This window comes from Syntrophales bacterium (genome assembly GCA_035363115.1).
Lineage (GTDB): Bacteria > Desulfobacterota > Syntrophia > Syntrophales > PHBD01 > PHBD01.
The window spans coordinates 449886-467038 of the sequence record DAOSEM010000002.1; the positions used below are offsets into that span (position 1 = coordinate 449886).

General features: G+C 61.2%; 13 protein-coding genes. 1 reads left to right on the forward strand and 12 read right to left on the reverse strand.

All coding sequences use genetic code 11. From position 1 onward, the window contains the following. Positions 1 to 41 precede the first annotated feature (41 nt). Genes ybeY through PLO63_07540 form a run of 3 tightly spaced genes read right to left on the reverse strand, consistent with a single transcriptional unit; the run spans position 42 to position 3851 of the window. A complete protein-coding gene (ybeY, locus tag PLO63_07530; protein ID HOI73981.1) occupies positions 42 to 503 on the reverse strand; it encodes an rRNA maturation RNase YbeY in 462 nt (153 codons plus the stop codon). Next, positions 430 to 2853, reverse strand: coding sequence for an HDIG domain-containing protein (locus tag PLO63_07535; GenBank protein ID HOI73982.1), 2424 nt, complete (start codon positions 2851 to 2853; stop codon positions 430 to 432). The genes ybeY and PLO63_07535 overlap by 74 nt, the downstream gene beginning before the upstream one ends. Further along, complete coding sequence (locus PLO63_07540) at positions 2850 to 3851, reverse strand: PhoH family protein (GenBank protein HOI73983.1); 1002 nt, start codon at positions 3849 to 3851, stop codon at positions 2850 to 2852. Before PLO63_07540 ends, PLO63_07535 begins: the two co-directional genes overlap by 4 nt. A 269-nt stretch (positions 3852 to 4120) precedes the next feature. Here PLO63_07540 and PLO63_07545 point away from each other — a divergent pair, with 269 nt between their 5' ends. Continuing rightward, positions 4121 to 4636: an ATP-binding protein gene (locus tag PLO63_07545; protein ID HOI73984.1), complete on the forward strand. Its 516-nt coding sequence runs from the start codon at positions 4121 to 4123 to the stop codon at positions 4634 to 4636. 11 nt (positions 4637 to 4647) lie between these two features. Here the strand turns inward: PLO63_07545 and PLO63_07550 are convergent, their stop codons facing one another. The 9 genes from PLO63_07550 to PLO63_07590 all read right to left on the reverse strand — a co-directional run bounded on the left by PLO63_07550 (position 4648) and on the right by PLO63_07590 (position 17149). Continuing rightward, a complete protein-coding gene (locus PLO63_07550) occupies positions 4648 to 5826 on the reverse strand; it encodes a SpoIIE family protein phosphatase (protein HOI73985.1) in 1179 nt (392 codons plus the stop codon). Beyond that, complete coding sequence (locus tag PLO63_07555; protein ID HOI73986.1) at positions 5823 to 7541, reverse strand: [Fe-Fe] hydrogenase large subunit C-terminal domain-containing protein; 1719 nt, start codon at positions 7539 to 7541, stop codon at positions 5823 to 5825. Before PLO63_07555 ends, PLO63_07550 begins: the two co-directional genes overlap by 4 nt. Beyond that, positions 7538 to 7813 carry a (2Fe-2S) ferredoxin domain-containing protein gene (locus tag PLO63_07560; GenBank protein ID HOI73987.1) on the reverse strand — a complete coding sequence of 92 codons (276 nt, stop codon included), beginning with the start codon at positions 7811 to 7813 and terminating at the stop codon, positions 7538 to 7540. Before PLO63_07560 ends, PLO63_07555 begins: the two co-directional genes overlap by 4 nt. Positions 7814 to 7818: 5 nt before the next feature. Beyond that, entirely contained in the window at positions 7819 to 11259 is a 3441-nt protein-coding gene (locus PLO63_07565) for an NAD(P)-binding protein (protein HOI73988.1), read from the reverse strand. Between the two features lie 328 nt (positions 11260 to 11587). After that, positions 11588 to 12835, reverse strand: a complete 1248-nt coding sequence (locus tag PLO63_07570; protein HOI73989.1) for a M20 family metallo-hydrolase — start codon at positions 12833 to 12835, stop codon at positions 11588 to 11590. 156 nt (positions 12836 to 12991) lie between these two features. After that, positions 12992 to 14425, reverse strand: coding sequence for a pitrilysin family protein (locus PLO63_07575; protein ID HOI73990.1), 1434 nt, complete (start codon positions 14423 to 14425; stop codon positions 12992 to 12994). After that, positions 14422 to 15921 carry a pitrilysin family protein gene (locus tag PLO63_07580; protein HOI73991.1) on the reverse strand — a complete coding sequence of 500 codons (1500 nt, stop codon included), beginning with the start codon at positions 15919 to 15921 and terminating at the stop codon, positions 14422 to 14424. The genes PLO63_07575 and PLO63_07580 overlap by 4 nt, the downstream gene beginning before the upstream one ends. After that, a complete protein-coding gene (locus PLO63_07585) occupies positions 15902 to 16150 on the reverse strand; it encodes a hypothetical protein (GenBank protein HOI73992.1) in 249 nt (82 codons plus the stop codon). Before PLO63_07585 ends, PLO63_07580 begins: the two co-directional genes overlap by 20 nt. Before the next feature lie 36 nt (positions 16151 to 16186). Further along, on the reverse strand, positions 16187 to 17149 hold the full coding sequence (locus PLO63_07590) for an electron transfer flavoprotein subunit alpha/FixB family protein (GenBank protein ID HOI73993.1): 963 nt from the start codon (positions 17147 to 17149) through the stop codon (positions 16187 to 16189). Between the last annotated feature and the right edge of the window lie 4 nt (positions 17150 to 17153).

Sequence of the window (17153 nt, forward strand, 5' to 3'; positions counted from 1 at the left end):
CGGCGGAGCCGCCCGTCGTTGCGGCTCCGCCGGATGTCCGTTCAATCCCCACCGCCGATCCGGTATCCCTTGATAAGGCGGAAAATCTCCCGCTCCATCTCCCGCATGTGCTCCCCATCCTCTTCCCGGGGGGATTCATGATCATACCCGAGGAGATGCAGGAGCCCATGGATGATCAGGAAGTCCTGGTAGTCTTCCGGGGCCAGCCCTGATTCCAGGGCTTCCGCGCGGGACCTCTCCACGGAAATCACAATGTCGCCCAGGACCCGGGGATTCAGATCTCCGAAGGGGCCTTCGGTCATGGAGAAGGAGATGACGTTGGTGGGATAATCCCGGTTCAGATAGGTCCGGTTGATCTCGCGAATCCCTTCGTCATCGAGGAAAAGCAGGCTTACCTCGGCGTCATCCCGGCCGAGCCTGTGGAGTGCCTTACGCAGCGCGCTCCGCACCCGACGCCGGTCGATCTTTTCCTTTTTCTGTCGGTTTTCGATCCAGATGTCCATTCTGTCCGTTGGGAGTGGATGACTCCTTCCGTCCGTTTGTTTCCCGGGCGGGTGGAGCCGGGTAGTCGATGCGATGATGGAACATGCCCGTCAGGATTCGGGTGAAGCTCTCGGCGATCATGTTCAGATCCATCAGCGTCAGAGCGCAGGAATCGAGCTGGCCGTCGGCGACCACCCGTTCGATCCGTTCCTGGACGAAATTCCGGATCCTGGCCGGGGTTGGATTGGTCAGCGTCCTGGATGATGCCTCCATGACATCCCCCAGGAGAACGAGACCCGATTCGCGGCTTTGCGGTTTCGGACCGGGGTATCGGAAATCGCTTTCCGGAAGGGCTCGGATGGAAGGATCCTTGTCTTTGCGGGCCTTTTCGTAGAAGTAGGTGACCAGGCTCGTTCCGTGGTGCTCCCGGATGATGTTGAGGACGTCCTGGTTCAGGCCGGCCTGAGCGGCCAGCTCACAGCCATCCTTGACATGGGCGGTGATGACCCGTGCACTCATCCGGGGAGACAGCTTTTCATGCCTGTTTTCCCCGTCCCGCTGATTCTCTATAAAATAGAGGGGTTTGGCCAGTTTCCCGATGTCGTGGTAATAGGCGCCCACTTTTGCCAGGAGGGAATTGGCACCGATGCTCTCCGCGGCGGCTTCGACCATGGAGCCGAGGACAACACTGTGATGGTAGGTGCCGGGTGCCTCGATGATCATCCGCTGGAAAATGGGCTGGTTGAGATTGGCCAGCTCCAGGAGCTTGATGTCGGTCGTGTAGGGAAATACGCTTTCGAACAGGGGGCTGATTCCGGCCACGAAAATGCCGGACAGGAGACCCCCGAGGAATCCCATGGCCAGCTTCGCCAGGATGGCCATATCGGACAGCGAACCTTCCAGGAGCCCCAGGCAGAGGATGATCGCCACGTTGACGATTCCGAGGAGGAAACCGGCCCGCAGGAAAGAAGACCGTTGGCGGCAGTGGGCGATGTAGTAGGAGCCCACGATGCTTCCCAGGAGGGCATAGAGCGTCATGGAGATGAGGCTGTCGAAAAGAAACGATGCCAGAACCGACGTGAATACGGCAAACAGGAGGGACAGCTTCCTCATGATGAGAAAGGCGACCATCATCGGGCCGAATGCGAACGGGATTGCGTAATAGACCGCTTCGGTGGGAATGAAGGGAAAGGCGCGGTTTACCGCCCCCGCCACAAAAATCCCCGCCTTGATCAGTAGAAAATGAAGGAGAATCGTCAGGGAAAGAAAGATTCGATCCGCGTTTTCCTGATTGGGTTTGCGAAGCCAGCGGCGGGCTACGGTATATAGGGTCAGCGCGAAGAACATCGTCAGGAGCAGCATGCCCGCATACATGGCAATCTTTTCCGTCACGCTGTCGCTTTCGATCTTGTAGAGGGCCGTGATTTTTTCCAGGTCGGACGTAGTAATTTTCTGCCCTTCCCGGGTGATCACCTCTCCTTTCTGGACCTGGTAGAGGACTGGCTTGACCGTGTCGATGGCGGTTTTGCGCTCTTTTTCCGTTGCCGGCTGGTTCAGGATCAGGTTCGGTTGAATGAGCCTGATGATCAGGCCGGTGGCGGCCCTCCGGACGTCCTCCCGTTCATCCCTCAGGACAAGGGAGGCTTTCCGGCGCACCAGATTCTCCGCGTCCCTCATGTGCCAGATCGGCGAGAGGTCCGACAACCGCTCCTCCTGCTGTGTCTTGAGATCCCTGACGATGATGCCGTTCCTGGTGTCCCGGGTGAGAAAGCTGACATTCGTAATCCACTCCGTCCGATAGACGGACGTGAGCAGCCGGACAATCTTGCCCGCCAGATCCGCCGAGAAGCGGTATTTCAAGAGGACCTGGAACTCCTGTTCCGGAATGGAAACCCCGAGGACCTGCTCCATATCCTTGCGTCCACGCGCGATTTCTCCAAGGTCCTTGACCGTCAGGACACCCACCGACAGGGCTGTCCGGTCAATGCCCCGGATCGCTGCTTCCATGGCGGAAAAAGCACGCTCGATCTGCAGCCGCTGCCGATCGGGCATATCCATGTCCAGATCATAGATCGCTGGAAGGGAATTGACCGCCTCCATCCTCTTCAGTTCCGTTGCAGCCTTGTCCTCCACGAAGAAATCACGGTCTGCCCGTATGTCTCTGGCGGCAATGGAGCCCAGTTTGTAGCTGGGCGGGATGAAATGAACCGTGGGAGTCAGGAGATAGGCAACGATGAGCGACAGAAGGATCGCGGTAGCCCACATCTGGAACTGCCGGTTCCGGGCGAAGGGAGGGAGGAACTGCACCTCACGGACGGCCTTCCGAAGACTGGACGAAATGCTTTCAACGGTTCGGTCGATGGGATTCATGTTCCGTTATCATCCGCCCGTCTGCGGCTTCGGCCCAGATGGTTGTAAGCCCGGATCACGTCTTGAACAAGAGGATGGCGGACGACGTCCAGTTCGCTGAAATAGACGAAGCGAATGCCGGAAATCCGTCCCAGGATCCGTTCCGCTTCCACGAGGCCGGAGGCCTTTTCTTCCGGAAGGTCGATCTGGGTGACATCCCCCGTGATGACCGCCTTTGATCCAAAGCCGAGCCGGGTCAGGAACATTTTCATCTGCTCGGAGGTCGTATTCTGGGCCTCGTCCAGGATCACGAAGGAATCATTCAAGGTACGGCCACGCATGAACGCGAGCGGTGCCACCTCGATGATACCCTTGGAAATCATGGCCGATGCCCGTTCGAAATCCATCATGTCATGGAGGGCGTCATACAGGGGGCGCAAATACGGATTGACCTTCTCGGAGAGGTCTCCGGGAAGGAATCCGAGTTTTTCGCCCGCCTCGACGGCCGGCCGGGCCAGGATGATCCGGTGCACCTTCTTTTCCAGGAGGCAGGAAACCGCCATGGCCATGGCCAGATAGGTCTTCCCCGTTCCCGCCGGTCCAATGCCGAACACCATGTCATGCTTGCGGATTGCATCGATATATCCCTTCTGGGCGATGCTCTTGGGGGTGATGGGACGCTTCTTGGAGGGGATGAAAACCGTATCGAGGAAGATTCTTTCCAGGTTTGTCCGCGAGTCTTCCGATAGAATCCGGTGTGCGTAATCGATGTCGGACGAGTAGAGAGGATAGCCCTTTTCTATTAAGCAATACAGCTGATTGAGAAGATTCTCGGCCAGCTCCACATCGTCCGCATCGCCGGAAATGGACAGGACATTGCCACGGACCCCCACCCTGACCGCCCGGAGTTTTTCGAGAAGCTTGATGTGCCGGTCGTGTTCGCCCAGCAGCGTCCGAAGAGTGTTGTTATCCGGGAAAACGATTTTTCCCTCGGATATGGAATCGGATCTAGGCTTCAAACCGTCATACGCATGAAGAGACAAAGGAATGGAACACACCCGAAAACGAGGGGAGAGGCTATCATGATCCTTTTTCCAATGCAAACGTTTTGCGGGGATGCCTCGCTCTCGTGTATACTCGGCCCTCTCGGGATATTATGTTGCGGCAGGGTGCGGCTTCAGGGAACAGGCCTTCCCGGGAGGCATTCAACCGGAAGCGGTCTTCTCCGAGATATGAGGAAAAAGGCCCCGGATAGTCTGAACAGGCTCACAAAGGAGGCATTCCCCTTTTGCACGGATTAAAATTAAGAAAAACCGATATTTTACGCATCCTTGAGGACAGCCTCCAGACCCTCTCGGTGCCGCAATCCGTTGAGGTTGTCCTCAAGTCCGAGATCCGGGACAAAGACGTCTGGCTGGACCACGAACGCATCGTGAAGGCCCTGGCTGATCTTGAACAAAACGCTGTCGAAGCCATGCCCCGGGGCGGTACGTTAACGGTCTCCGGCGAAGAAAGCGCCGACAGGATCATGATTACGATCCGCGATACGGGGACGGGGATCCCGGAAGAATACATGGACGAGCTGTTCACGCCCTTCTTCTCGACCAAGCCGGTCGGCGAGGGGACGGGACTCGGACTCCCGTCGGCATACGGCACGGTCAAGGCCCATCGGGGTGCAATGAGCATCGAATCGAACGCCCGTCCTGAGGATGGTCCGACCGGTACCACGGTGAAAATCTCGCTGCCGAGACGGCTGATTCAGCCCCCGTCGGGGAAGCATACGATCATCCTCGATGATGAATGACTCCCGCGGGGTCAGATGCGCTCGACGTGGACCTGCTTGTTTCTCCTGGTAAGATCCTGAACGAGTTCGCGAATATACACCATGCGCATCGGCTCGCCGCGGATCAGGTCGGCAACCTGGTTGGGATTGATGGCGGAACCGACGATCAATTGTATGTCGTCGGCATCGAGAAGATAACGCGCCAGGCGGGTGGCCGCATCGTCGTCGTGGGGGAGATCTTCGCTGGTCCCGACGGTCCGCATGAGTTCCACGGCCTGGCCCAACGTCAGGATCCCCTCGGTGACAAGATCGACTCCCTGGAGGAGTGCCGTAGGGGGAGAGCCCTTTTTCCGGGCAGGTTTGTCATCCATCCGTTTCCAGGGAGGCACCCACTCCACCTCGAGTTTCCTGTCGAGAACACGGGCGGCCATCTGGGCGGTGCTTCCCCCGCAGATGATCTTGTACCCTTCGGCGTCCATCAGCCTGGAAACGGCGCTTGTGTCCAGGTTCCGGTCTGCGGGGGGACCCGTGAGAACGGTCAGGGACACGGCCGGCCTGATTTTCATGGCGATGACCGTCGAATCGTCTCCGGGTTTGTCGTCGTAGAGCTTCATGCAGGTCCGCGACAGGGCCAGCATCAGCCTGTGCGTGTCCACGCCTGTCTGGACGAAGCGCTGCACCGCCAGTGCAATATTCGGCCATCGCCACCCCAGCCGGTAAATCCCACCGAGGCCCGCGTGTTCGTAGCCGTCACTGATCATGACCAGGTAGTCGCCGTCCCGGACGTCGAAGCGGGTTTCCCGGATCAGGCGGCCGCTCACCTCCCGCTTATCCGTCTGCAATTCGAAGATTGCGTTGTCCCGGATCATGATCAGGGGAGGGGAGTCGAATTCCACGAGATGGGCGCGATGGCCTTCATTCACAATCAGGACGGCGAACGTGGCATAGGCCAGTTTTCTCACGTTGCATTCCGGGAGGGTCTCCACAATGGTCTGCATGACCTCTTCCACGGAGATCCCCGATTCGAAGAGACGGGCGGCGATCTCCGCCGTCAGCGTGGAGAGGATGCTCGCCTTCACGCCACTGCCAAGGCCGTCCGACAGCACGGCGACGAAAGAGTCCGGACCGGTCCGGATAATGACCGAGTCCCCGCATAGCTCTTCCCCGGCCTTGTTCAGGCTGCGCCATGAACACTCGACAACCTGCCTCACTCCCGATCTTCTCCTTCCAGAAGTTTAGCCAGATGGGTCACCGTGGCCTTGGTCTCCGCCGTTGTCTCGCCCAGGAGATGGGCGATCTCATGGGCCACCCGCATCTGCTTTCCCAGAACCTCCCGGGTCCGTTCCAGGGTTTCCCGCCGGATGACGTGAAACTGTTCTCTTTCCTGCTCCCGTTCCGTGACGTCCCGGATGATGGCCACCATAAGAAGCTGTCCTTCGACGCGGAAGATGGACTGCTCGCCGATCAGGTCTTCCTTCAGTCGCCTCGCCTTGCCGATGACAGGCTCTCCCGTGTCGCGCACATGGATGAAATCGTCCAGGACCGAGATGAGACAGGAGAGGTGCGTGCCTTTCACCTCGGACATCGTTTTCCGGAACAGCGTCTCCGCCGAGGGAGACATGTCCTGGACCATCAGATCGTCGTCGACGATGAGGATCGCGTTGGGTGTGGCGTCCATGACCACCTGGCGGAGCGATTCGGAACGGCGCCTCATGTAGGGAATGCACATGGTCACTTCCGCCATTCCCCGCAGCGTGGCCAGGGCCTTTTCCCGGCATGAGGAGTAGCCGCAGGCTCCGCAGTTCAGCTCGTCGTCGGGGGTGTACTTGTTGATGCGATGGAGGACCTTCTGGATCTCTTCCTCGCTGAATTCCGGAATGCGCTCCATCCTGTCCCGGTACCCCCTGCCCACATCCGGCCAGTTCTCCCTGGGCATGGGCAGCTCGGGCTGGCATCGGCTCTGGAAACGGATCACCTTTTCCCGGGCTGCGTAGATGCCCCCTTCCATGCCGGCCATGACCGGCCCGTTGACGCACCCTCCCTTGCATGCCAGGAGCTCCGCCAGGGAGGCATGAATCTGTCCTGAGCGGATATCCTCGAGGACATCGCGGCAGGCCCGGAGACCCGAGGCGATGACCATTCTTTTGTCCAGGATGTCGGTGTTCATCCTGGCCGTGCCGATCAGTCCGCCCTCGATGGGAAATAACCTCGCCGTTTCGAGGACTGGATCTCCTTGACGTTCCCCGGCCTCCGGCCAGTCGATGTCCGCTTCCTTCATCCACTCCTGGAGACCCTGGAATGTCATGGCCGCCTGGACGACCCCGGCGACGGCTTCGTCGTGGATTTCCATCTTCTTGGCGATGCAGGGGCCGATAAAAACGATGAACGCTTCGGGGCCGTATTTCCGGGCCAGGATCCGGCCGTGGGCGATCAGGGGCGATACGATGGGTGCCAGGTGGCCGATGAGGTCCGGGTAGTACTTTTCCACGAGATTCACGATGACCGGGCAGGAGGAGGCGATGACAGGCCAGTGGTCCGTCGATTGCTCCATGTACTCGCGATGGGCCTGGGCCACGATGTGGGCACCGACGGCCGTTTCCTCGGCGGCGTGAAACCCGAGTGATTTCAGGACCTCCTCCACCTGCGCAAAGCTCCGGAGCGGGAAAAAAGCGGGAATCGACGGGGCTACGGAGGCAACGACTTTCCTGCCTTCCCGGAGGGCCTGAACCACAATCTGCCTGGCGGAACGCACGCCTTTTGCCTTCTGGGGGCAGACGCGGACGCAGGTGCCACAAAGGATGCAGAGCTCCTGAACGACCTGGGCCTGTCCGTTCATGACCCGGATCGCCTTGACGTCGCAGTTCCGCACGCAGCGGTAGCAGTCGTGGCACAGGGCTGTATTTGTGATGATGACCGGTTCGCTCATGATCGCCCCCTCAGGATCTCATGGTCGCTGACAAGCGGAAGAATCTCACGATAGAAGAAGGCCTCCGCGTCTTCCGGCCGGATGCCGCTGAATTCGCGGTTGTCCACCGTCACGGAAACGCCCTTGGAGCATGCATCCATGCAGAAGGCACCGACGATGTCGACCAGCCCCTCGAGTTTCTCTTTCTCGATGAGCCGCTGGATTCCCGAGGCCAGTTCATCGGACCCCCGGAGGCTGCAGGAGCTGCCGACGCAGATGGTGATGATGAGCATGAGCCTTATTCCTCTCCCTCGAGTTCTCCGTTCAGGGCAGGTAGCAGGTACCGGTCGATAATGCCCGCGGCATCATCGGGATTGACGGTGCCGAAGATCCGGCTGCCGATGGTGATGTTCGGGCCGTCCTGGCACTGTCCTGTGCAGAAACGGGCCTTCACGCGGCAGCGCTCCAGGAGCCCCCGTCGTTTCAGCTCGGCTGCCAGGCCCTCCAACAGCCTCCAGGATCCCTTGATGTAACAGTTCGTGCCGATACAGACACCTACGTCCAGAACCGCGGAAGCGGCGCGGGATACGTCATCGGCCGCGTCTCGCGGGCGCATGGATCGGCGCCGGTACGTCGTATGCAAGGCACGGTGGGACAGGTCGCTGTCCGGTTGTCCGAGCCAGTTCCTATAGACGTCCTGGACGGACGGGTTGTCCTGGCTGGTCCGTATGGGGGCCTCCTGGTCCAGCCGATAGAGGACTTCCAGGCGGTACTCCGTATCGCTTTTCAGCTGTGGGGCCGGGTTGCCCGAGCCGTTGATGCATCCCCCGGGGCAGGCCATGACCTCGATGAGGTCGTAGGGGGCGTCGCCGGCACGGATCCGGTCGATCATTCCCTGGGCGTTCTGCAGTCCGCTGACGACGGCCAGCCGGACGTCCGTCTCCCCCAGCCGGACCAGGGCTTCCTTGACCCCCTGCATGCCCCGGACCCCCTCGTAGTTGAGGCTTTCCATCCGCCGGCCGGTGATCTTTTCCGAGGCCAGGCGGAGGGCGGCCTCCGCCACACCGCCGCTGGCCCCGAAGATGATGCCGGCGCCGCTGACCTTCCCGAAGAAAGCATCCACGGCCGCGGGCGGAATCGACAGGGGGTCGATGTGCCTTTCCTCGAACATGGCGATCACGTCGCTCGTCGTGATCACGATGTCCACGTCCGGAACGCCGTCCGGACAGAACTCGGGACGGGCGGCCTCGTATTTCTTGGCATTGCAGGGCATGATCGAGACGAAACAGAGGAGTTCCGGCCTCAGGCGGAGTTCCCTGGCGAAGTACCGTTTCAGGACCGCGCCGAACATCTGCTGCGGAGACTTGCAGGAGGAAAGATTGGGCAGAATGTCCGGCGCCGTTTTCTCACAGTAGTTCACCCAGGCGGGGCAGCACGAGGTGATCTGAGGAAGCACGCCTCCCTCGGCGAGACGGGAGAGGAATTCCGTGCCTTCCTCCATGATGGTGAGGTCCGCCGCCCAGCAGGTGTCGAAGACGAAGTTGAATCCCAGCTTCTTCAGCCCCGCGCTCAGCACAGGCATGACCCCTTCCGGCGGAATTCCGTAATGCTGTCCGAAGGCGGCGCGGACGGCCGGGGCGATCTGGGCGACCACGGTCAGCTCGGGGCTGTGCAGGGCCCGGTACAGCGAAGGAAGGACCGGTTTCAGCGTCAACGCTCCCGTGGGGCAGATGGTTGCGCAGTGACCGCAGGCGACGCAGGTCGTGAAATCGAGCGGACGGTGATCGTTCGGGCCGATGGTGAGCACGTTGTCTGTCTCGTAAAAACTCAGGGCCGAGACCCCCTCCATCTCGCGGCATACCTTGAGGCAGAGGCCGCAGAGAATGCATTTGCCGGGGTCGCGCCGGATGATCGGGTGGTTGTCATCCACGGGCAGGGAGGTTCCCGGCTGGGATTCATCGTACCGGACGCCGTAACGGCTGGCGTAATCGCGCAGATCGCATCCATAGCGCTCGGAGCAGCCGCACAGGAGGCATCGGGACGCCTCCGCCATGGCCGAGTCGGCGTCCCAGGTCCGCGTCGATTCCGCAAAGGTGGTTCTTCTTACCTCCGGAGCCCGGACAGCGATTTCATTTCTCCGGGCGGGCCTGACGCCGTTGAAGGCGTCCTTCGGGATGTCCCGCCAGTCTCCCTTTGTGCAGGTGTAAGGCGTGACGGGAAGCCGGACCGCTTCCTCCCGGAGGAAGCAGTCAATGGATTCCGCCGCCGTTTTCCCCGCCGCAATGGCGGAAATGGCGATGTCGGGTCCCGTGACGCAGTCTCCGCCCGAGAAGACCCAGGGAATCTCCGTCTGCATCGTTGCCGGATCGACGCGGACGTTTCCCCATCGGTCGAGGAGCCGGCTGTCTTCCATGCCGTCACCGTCTACGGCCTGGCCGATGGCGGAGATGATCATCGTCGCCATGAGAGTGAATTCCGACCCGGGAACGGGAACGGGCCTTCTCCGCCCGCTCTTGTCCGGCTCCCCAAGCTCCATTTTTGTGCAGGTCAGCCGGAGCAGCGGACCTTCCTTTTTGATGGCCAGGGGGGCCGTCAGGTATTGGATGTCCACCCCTTCTTCCAGGGCCTCCTTGATCTCTTCCTCCTGGGCCGGCATTTCCCGGCGCGTTCTCCGGTAGGCCACGACGACATCCCGGACCCCGAGACGGACGGCACTGCGCGCTGCGTCCATGGCGGTGTTTCCGCCACCGAGAACGATCACCCGGTCTCCTGTGTCCGGCTTTTCACCGCGTGCCAGGGCGGCGAGGAAATCCAGTCCGGAGACCACGCCGGGAAGGTCTTCCCCTTCCACCCCGATGGGGGTTGCCTTTTGTGCTCCGAGGCCGATGAAAACCGAGTCAAATCCATCCTTCTTCAGGGAGTCGAGGGTGAAATCCCGTCCCAGTTTCTTTCCGTAATGAATGTCGATTCCGAGATCCAGAATAGACCGGATCTCCGCGTCGAGTTCCTCTTCCGGAAGGCGGTAATAGGGAATCCCCCAGCGAAGCATTCCCCCTGCGGCCTCCTGCATTTCGAAGATCTCGACCTTGTGTCCGGCCCTTCTGAGAAACCAGGCCGCGGTCAGCCCGGCGGGGCCGGCACCGATGACGGCGACTCGGAACCCCGTGTCGGGCGCACATTCCGGCCGGTAGGGGGTAAGCTGGCGCCGGTCCCAGTCGGCAACGAAACGCTTGATGCTGTTGATGTTCACGGGGCCGTCCACAGCGTTTCTCCGGCAGTCCGCTTCGCAGGGATGGGGGCAGACACGGCCACACACGGCCGGCAGAGGGTTGCTTTCCTTTATGGTTTCCAGCGCCTCCGCAAAATTTCCGGCGTCCACGTGATAGATGTATTTCTGGATGTCGATGTGGGCGGGACAGCGGCGGACGCAGGGTGCGGTACAGTCGCCGTAATGGTGGCGGAGGATGGCCTGGAGGTAGATTTTTCGATAACTTGTCAGGGCGTCCGATTCCGTGCGGACCTCCATGCCTTCGGCCGCCGCGGTCGCCGTCGCCGAGACGAACCGGATGCCTTCTTTCTCATGGAGTTCTACGAAGGCTGCTTCCACATTGCTGGGTGGAGTGACACGGGGGTCGTAGCCGAGGGAGGGGATATCGATGCCGTTGGCGCGGGCGGCGTCAATGATGGTCTGCCCTTTTTGGGCCGGGCATTCTTTCCCGTCGATGCGAATGGTGATCATAGAAAACCTGCCTGTAATGGTCCGTTAATGCGTTGAATTACCATGGCCGGATTCCCGCTCTTCCGGTACGGGTCTCGAAAGACAAGGAAGGGGCTTGCCCGAAAGAGCAAACCCCCCATTTGCCGCTGCGGCCCCCGCCGGATGAATCAGGGCCGGATGCCTGAAAAGCCCTGTGCTATTTATAACTTGCAATTCAAGTCATTGAAATTCCACACGAGCATAGGGAAATCGCAAAGGCGTGTCAATGGAAATGTGGTGGTACATCGGCGTCCCGGTATCCGGGAAAAGCGCCGCTGGTTCTGCGCCGGCAGCAGGAAGACGTTCCGGTTCAGGATTCCGTTTCCTGGAGGGCCAGGTGGGCGTAGACTTTGGCATTGCCCGTCATGCTGGACAGAAGGGCATATTCGTTCGGCTGGTGGGCCATGTAGCGGCAGCGGCTCCAGACGGCCACGGGATACCCGGCGGCCCGGAAGAAGGCGGCGACGGTGCCGGCCCCCACCCCCCGGGGCTCGGCGGAAACGGCGTACACATCGCGGATGGCCTCCTTGAGGGCGGAGACGATCGGCGACGAGTGCGGGGTTGCAGGGGGAGACTGGATCCTCTGCACCGATGAGACAGAGATGGAAACACCGAACCCCTTCTCGATTTCATCGGCCATGGAGCGGATGACCGTCTCGACTTCGCCAAGGTCGTATTGCGGGAGAACCCGGCAGTCCAGGTAGAAGACGTCTTCACCGGGAATCGTGTTGACGTTGGGGACGTTGGCATCCTTCCGGGTCGGCTCGAAGGTGCTCCGGGGAGGATTGAAGAGGGGATCGGCGGCTCCGAAACGCTCATGGAGTCCGTTCAGGCGAACGACCAAATGGGACGCCGCCCGGAAGGCATTGACGCCCATGTCGGGCCTGCTGGCATGGCATTGCTTCCCGATGGTTGTGATGCAGAGCCAGAGGATGCTCTTCTCGGCGATCTCGATCAGGGAGCCGTCTTCGTTTCCTGAATCGGGAACCACCAGGAGATCGTCCCTTCGGAAAGGATTTTCAGGACTTTGCAGGATGTAATCGAGGCCCTTGTGGCTGGCCGTTTCCTCGTCCGACACGAAGGCCAGACCGATGGACGCCTCCGGGGTGATCCCCTCATCGAGGAATGCCTTGGCGGCGAAGACCGAGGCGACCAAGTCCTGCTGGTTGTCTTCGGTTCCTCTTCCGAAGACCTTGCCGTCATGAACGCGGACCGTGTAGGGATCTCCCTCCCAGAAGGAGAGTTCGCCCGGCGGAACAATGTCCATGTGTGTCAGGATCCAGACCCGCCGGCTGGTCCGTCCCGGGATCAGAGTTACCAGATTCGGGCGGACGCCGTCGGATACGCGGTCGTCGGGGGCGTTGATCTCCCGGACCTCCGGGAATCCGTATTCCCCGAGCAGCTCTTTCAGACGCCGCGATTTTTTGTATTCTCCGTCCCCGCCGTTTTCCGGGGCGAGGGCGGGGATGGCGGTCAACTCGGTCTGGAGGCGGATCATGTCCGCTTCGTAGCGATCGATGCGTGCGGCTATGCGATGGTAAAGGTCCTGCCGGATCATGGTCGTTTGATTCCTGTCCCTTGAAAGATAAACAGAGCGCGATTACTACCACAGGAACAGACCGGAGGCAAAGAAAACGATGGCTGGAAAGGGACCGTCCCCCGCTTGATCGGATCGGGATGCCCTTTCCATCGGATTCGGACGGGGGCATTCCGTTTATGGAACCGTCGAAACGTCTCCGAACGGCTCAAGACCGCCTTCGAATTCACGGGAATTGCCCAGAACGAGGATCGAGGCCCGTCCGGGGTCCAGCCAGCGGTTCGCCGCCCTCTTAAGGTCGTCAAGGGTGACGCGGCGGATCCGTTCCCGGTAGGTCTCGAGATAATCGGCGGGAAGGCCGTCGAATTCGACGGAGAGGCGGCTCCTGACGATTTGTCCGGACGAATGGAATGAAAAGAGGAAGCTGTTGAGCAGGGAATCCTGGGCCAGCTTCAGGTCTTTTTCCGTGAAGGTGCCTTTCCCGCTCTCCCCAATGATTTTTTCCAGCAGCGACAGAACCGGTATGGCGGTCTTTGTTCCGGTAAAGGCATAGGAGCCGAAGAGTCCGTGGTCCGTGCGGCTCCGGTAAAAGCTGCCCGTGCTGTAGGCAAGCCCGCGGTCGGTCCGGACCTCCTGGAAGATCCGGGAGAAGAAGCCGCCGCTTCCCAGGAGAAAATCGAGGACCTCGAAGGCGGGAGAGTCCGGGGCGCCTTTCGGCGGGGCCGGATAGCCGGCGATGACGATGGACTGCGGCGTCTCCTTGGGAACGAGCCGGATTCCGCGCCGTTGGGGAGCGGGTGGGGGCGTCTCCATCCCGACAGCCTCTGGGGCGGTCCAGGTTCCGAAATGGCGATCGAGGACGGCCTCCGCTTCTTCCCGGGTTATGTCGCCGCTTACGCCAATCCAGAGATTGCGCGGGGAGAAGTAGCGCCGGTGCCACTGGACCAGGTCCTTCCGGTGGACGGCGTCGATGGACGCCAGGGAACTCATACGGCCCCAGGGGCTGTTCCGGTAGAAAAAGCGGTTGAATTCACGGAAGGCCAGGCGCTGGGGATCGTCGGCGATCCTCTGCAGTTCCTCCTTTTTCAGTTCCTTTGCCAGGCGCAGCCTGTCCTCCTCGAAGACAGGGCTGCGAAGCATGCCGGCGAAGATCGCCATCCCCTCCTCGATGTCCTTTTTCAGGATGGACAGGGTCGCCGTGACGGCCTGCGGACCCGCAGCCAAACCGGCTTCGGCGGCCAGGTAGTCCAGGCGTTCATCCACTTCGCGTCCAGGAAGGGAACGGATGCCGCCGGTACGCATCACCGTGGCGGTCAGCTCCGCCAGCCCCTCCCTGCCGTCCGGGTCCTGAAGGGACCCCGCCTTCAGAAAGGCCTGGATATTGACGATCGGGACCTCGCGGTCCTGAAGAAAAAAAACGACGATTCCGTTTTTCAGCCGGAAGCGGTCGGCCCGTGGAACCTCAAATTCCAGCGGCGGATAGGAGAGGCTGTCCGGAGAAACGAGAGACGCCGGTGCAGTCCGGCGGGGCTCCGCGCCCGCTGCCGCCACGGGGAAACAGAGAAGAAGGATTGGCACAAACGCAAGCAATACAGCCGGCAGACGCCTCATCGTTTTTTCTCCAGCACGGCCACGGTGCGATTATCCGGGATCAGGTACGTCCGGGCAACCCGCTGGACGTCCTCAGCGGTGATCCGGTCGATGGCCTTCAGGTGTCCGGTGATATACCGCCAGTCGCCGGCAACGGCCTCGTAATAGGACAGCCTGCTTGCCATTCCCTCGTTGGATGCAAGCTCCCGGATGGAATCAGCCCGCATCCGGTTCTTCACTTTTGCCAGTTCCTTTTCCGGTACCGGCTCCTCCTGGAGCCTGGCGATTTCCGCATAGACGGCTTTCTCCAGCGCTTCCGGCGAATGCGGCTCCCGGGGCGTTCCGAAGAACGCGAACAGGTTCGGATACCGGGAGCCGGGCAGGCTGCTCGATGCGGCCGCGCTTTCCGCCACTCCTTTTTCCTCGACCAGGTTCCTGTAGAACCGGGACGTCCGGCCCCGGGAAAGCAGCGCCTCGATGACGTCGAAGACATAGTCGTCGTAATGGGGAAGCGCCGGCTTGTGCCAACCGATCATGAGCTGTGGACGGGCGTCGAAATGCACCCGGATCCTCCGTTCGCCCTTCTGGGGAGGTTCCTCCGTGAGGCGGCCGGGGGGAATCTCCTGCCTGGGAATGTCTCCGAAGTACCGCTCGATCAGGCGGAAGACCTCGTCCGGGCGGATTCGACCGACGACGGCGATGACGGTGTTGTTCGGGGCATGGTGATGGAGCAGGAAAGACTGCAGCACCGCGGGATCGAGGAAAGCGATGTCGGAAGGCCAGCCGAGGATCGGTCTCCTGTAGGGATGGGAGATGAAGGCGGCAGCCATGAAGCGCTCGTAGAGGAGGCCCTCCGGGTCCGCATCGGTACGCTGCCGGCGCTCCTCCTGAACCACGTCGCGCTCGGAGTAGAACTCGCGGAACACCGGCCGGATCATGCGGTCCGATTCGATCCTGGCCCAGAGCTCGATGCGGTTCATAGGAAGGCTGACGTGATAGGTGGTCACGTCCTGTCCCGTGGAGGCGTTGAGGCTCACGCCGCCGTTCATGGTGTAGAGCCGGTCGATTTCATTCGAACGGAACGTTTTCCGATGGCGCGACTGCTGGTCTTGCAAACGGGCGGACAGGGCCTTCAATTTTTCCGCGTCGGCCCGATTCCCCCGGGCACGCTCCCGATCAAGCTCTCGTCCCGTCTGGAGGATCCGCTCCAGAAGCTCCGCATCCGCGGCCCGATCCAGGGGACCGATGGACTCGGTGCCCTTGAAGAGCATGTGCTCCAGCAGGTGCGCGGCTCCTGTGCCGCTGTCGGGATCGTCGACCGCCCCGGCCTTGTAGCGGATGTAGAGCGATACAGTAGGACTCAGGGGGCGCTCCAGAAGAAGAACCGTCAGCCCGTTGGGCAGAACCCTGCGGATGACCCTGTCTTCCAGGTCCTGGCCGTGGGCGATGCTTCCGCAGAAAAGCAGGCCCGCAAGGACAAAGAGAAAAAGGTGTCTTTCAGGCGTCTTCTTCATCATGGTCTCTGCCTTTCCTGGCCCGGAAATAAGCGTGTATCTGCAGGATCGGGTACAGAAGCCCCACCATGCTGATTAGGATGATAAAATTGGAGGAGAAGAAATAAACGATAAACAGGTGGGCGTCCCGGAGACGATAGGCTCCAACGAGGGTATCGATTCCAAAGGCGAGAAAGAATGCCGATCCTAGTGCGATGATTGCGTTTCTGATCCACCAGCGGGGTGTTCCCATGAATGCGCCTCTCTGTTCCTTCGCTCGTCCGGCTTTTCAGGAAGACGCCGCTTCCTTCAATGCCTGAAGGAGGCGGGGAAGGACCGCATAGAGGTCACCGACGACGCCCAGGTCGGCTGCGGCAAAAATTGGTGCCTGCTCGTCGCGGTTGACGGCGCAGACGACCTTGGCGCCGCGGATCCCCGTCAGGTGCTGGACCTGGCCGGAGACGCCGATGCCGATGTAAACGTCCGGTTTGACCTGGATGCCCGAGAGGCCGATGCAGAGGTCTTCCGGGAGCCAGTGCATTTCCTCCGACAGCGGCCTTGTGCAGGCCAGGGCCCCTCCCAGGGCATCGGCCAGCTCGCGTGCGAGGGCGAGATCCTCCCGTTTTTCGAAACCGCGGCCGGCGCAGACGACGACCTTCGACGCCGAAATATCCTGCTCCAGCCGTTGCCGGGGCTTCCGTTCCTGCACGGCGACCGGTGAAGCCGGCGGGGGCATGAGATGCCGGATCCGGGGCTCCCGGCCCGGATTTCCCGGGCCCGCCCGGAACGTACCCGGGGGAACGGCCGCCAGGACGGGGAAGGCGAGAGGAGCAATCCGTTGAACCGCTGCACCTCCGTAGAGGAGCCGCTCCATCTCCAGAGTTTTGGATTCCTTGTCCCAGTGGAGGGAGATGCATCCGCTGCAGAGTCCGGCGTCCAGGCCTGCGGCGATCTGGGCCGCCAGGTCCTTGCCGCGGGCCGTGGCGGCGAAGAGGAGCAGGTCCGGCCGTTCCTGCCGAGCATCCACCAGAATGGCTGGTGCATAGGCCTCGAGGGGCTGATCTTCGGCCAGGGCCGGCAGCATCAGCACTTCGTCGGCGCCGCCTGCGCCCAGTTCATCCGGAGCGGGGCCGCCGGGCCAGGAAAAGGCGGTAAGTTCCCCGCCCATTCCGGCATCGACGAGGCTCTGAGCCGCATGGAGAAGTTCCAGGGCCTGCCCTGCATGTTCCGCGAAAATCCAGATTCCTGCCATGGCA

Excerpts from the sequence above, each read along its gene's own strand:
- PLO63_07570 (HOI73989.1), bottom strand. The coding sequence starts at position 12,835 with ATGATCCGGCAGGACCTTTACCATCGCATAGCCGCACGCATCGATCGC.
- ybeY (HOI73981.1), bottom strand. The coding sequence starts at position 503 with ATGGACATCTGGATCGAAAACCGACAGAAAAAGGAAAAGATCGACCGG.
- PLO63_07590 (HOI73993.1), bottom strand. The coding sequence starts at position 17,149 with ATGGCAGGAATCTGGATTTTCGCGGAACATGCAGGGCAGGCCCTGGAA.
- PLO63_07580 (HOI73991.1), bottom strand. The coding sequence starts at position 15,921 with ATGATGAAGAAGACGCCTGAAAGACACCTTTTTCTCTTTGTCCTTGCG.
- PLO63_07575 (HOI73990.1), bottom strand. The coding sequence starts at position 14,425 with ATGAGGCGTCTGCCGGCTGTATTGCTTGCGTTTGTGCCAATCCTTCTT.
- PLO63_07535 (HOI73982.1), bottom strand. The coding sequence starts at position 2,853 with ATGAATCCCATCGACCGAACCGTTGAAAGCATTTCGTCCAGTCTTCGG.
- PLO63_07555 (HOI73986.1), bottom strand. The coding sequence starts at position 7,541 with ATGAGCGAACCGGTCATCATCACAAATACAGCCCTGTGCCACGACTGC.
- PLO63_07585 (HOI73992.1), bottom strand. The coding sequence starts at position 16,150 with ATGGGAACACCCCGCTGGTGGATCAGAAACGCAATCATCGCACTAGGA.
- PLO63_07560 (HOI73987.1), bottom strand. The coding sequence starts at position 7,813 with ATGCTCATCATCACCATCTGCGTCGGCAGCTCCTGCAGCCTCCGGGGG.
- PLO63_07565 (HOI73988.1), bottom strand. The coding sequence starts at position 11,259 with ATGATCACCATTCGCATCGACGGGAAAGAATGCCCGGCCCAAAAAGGG.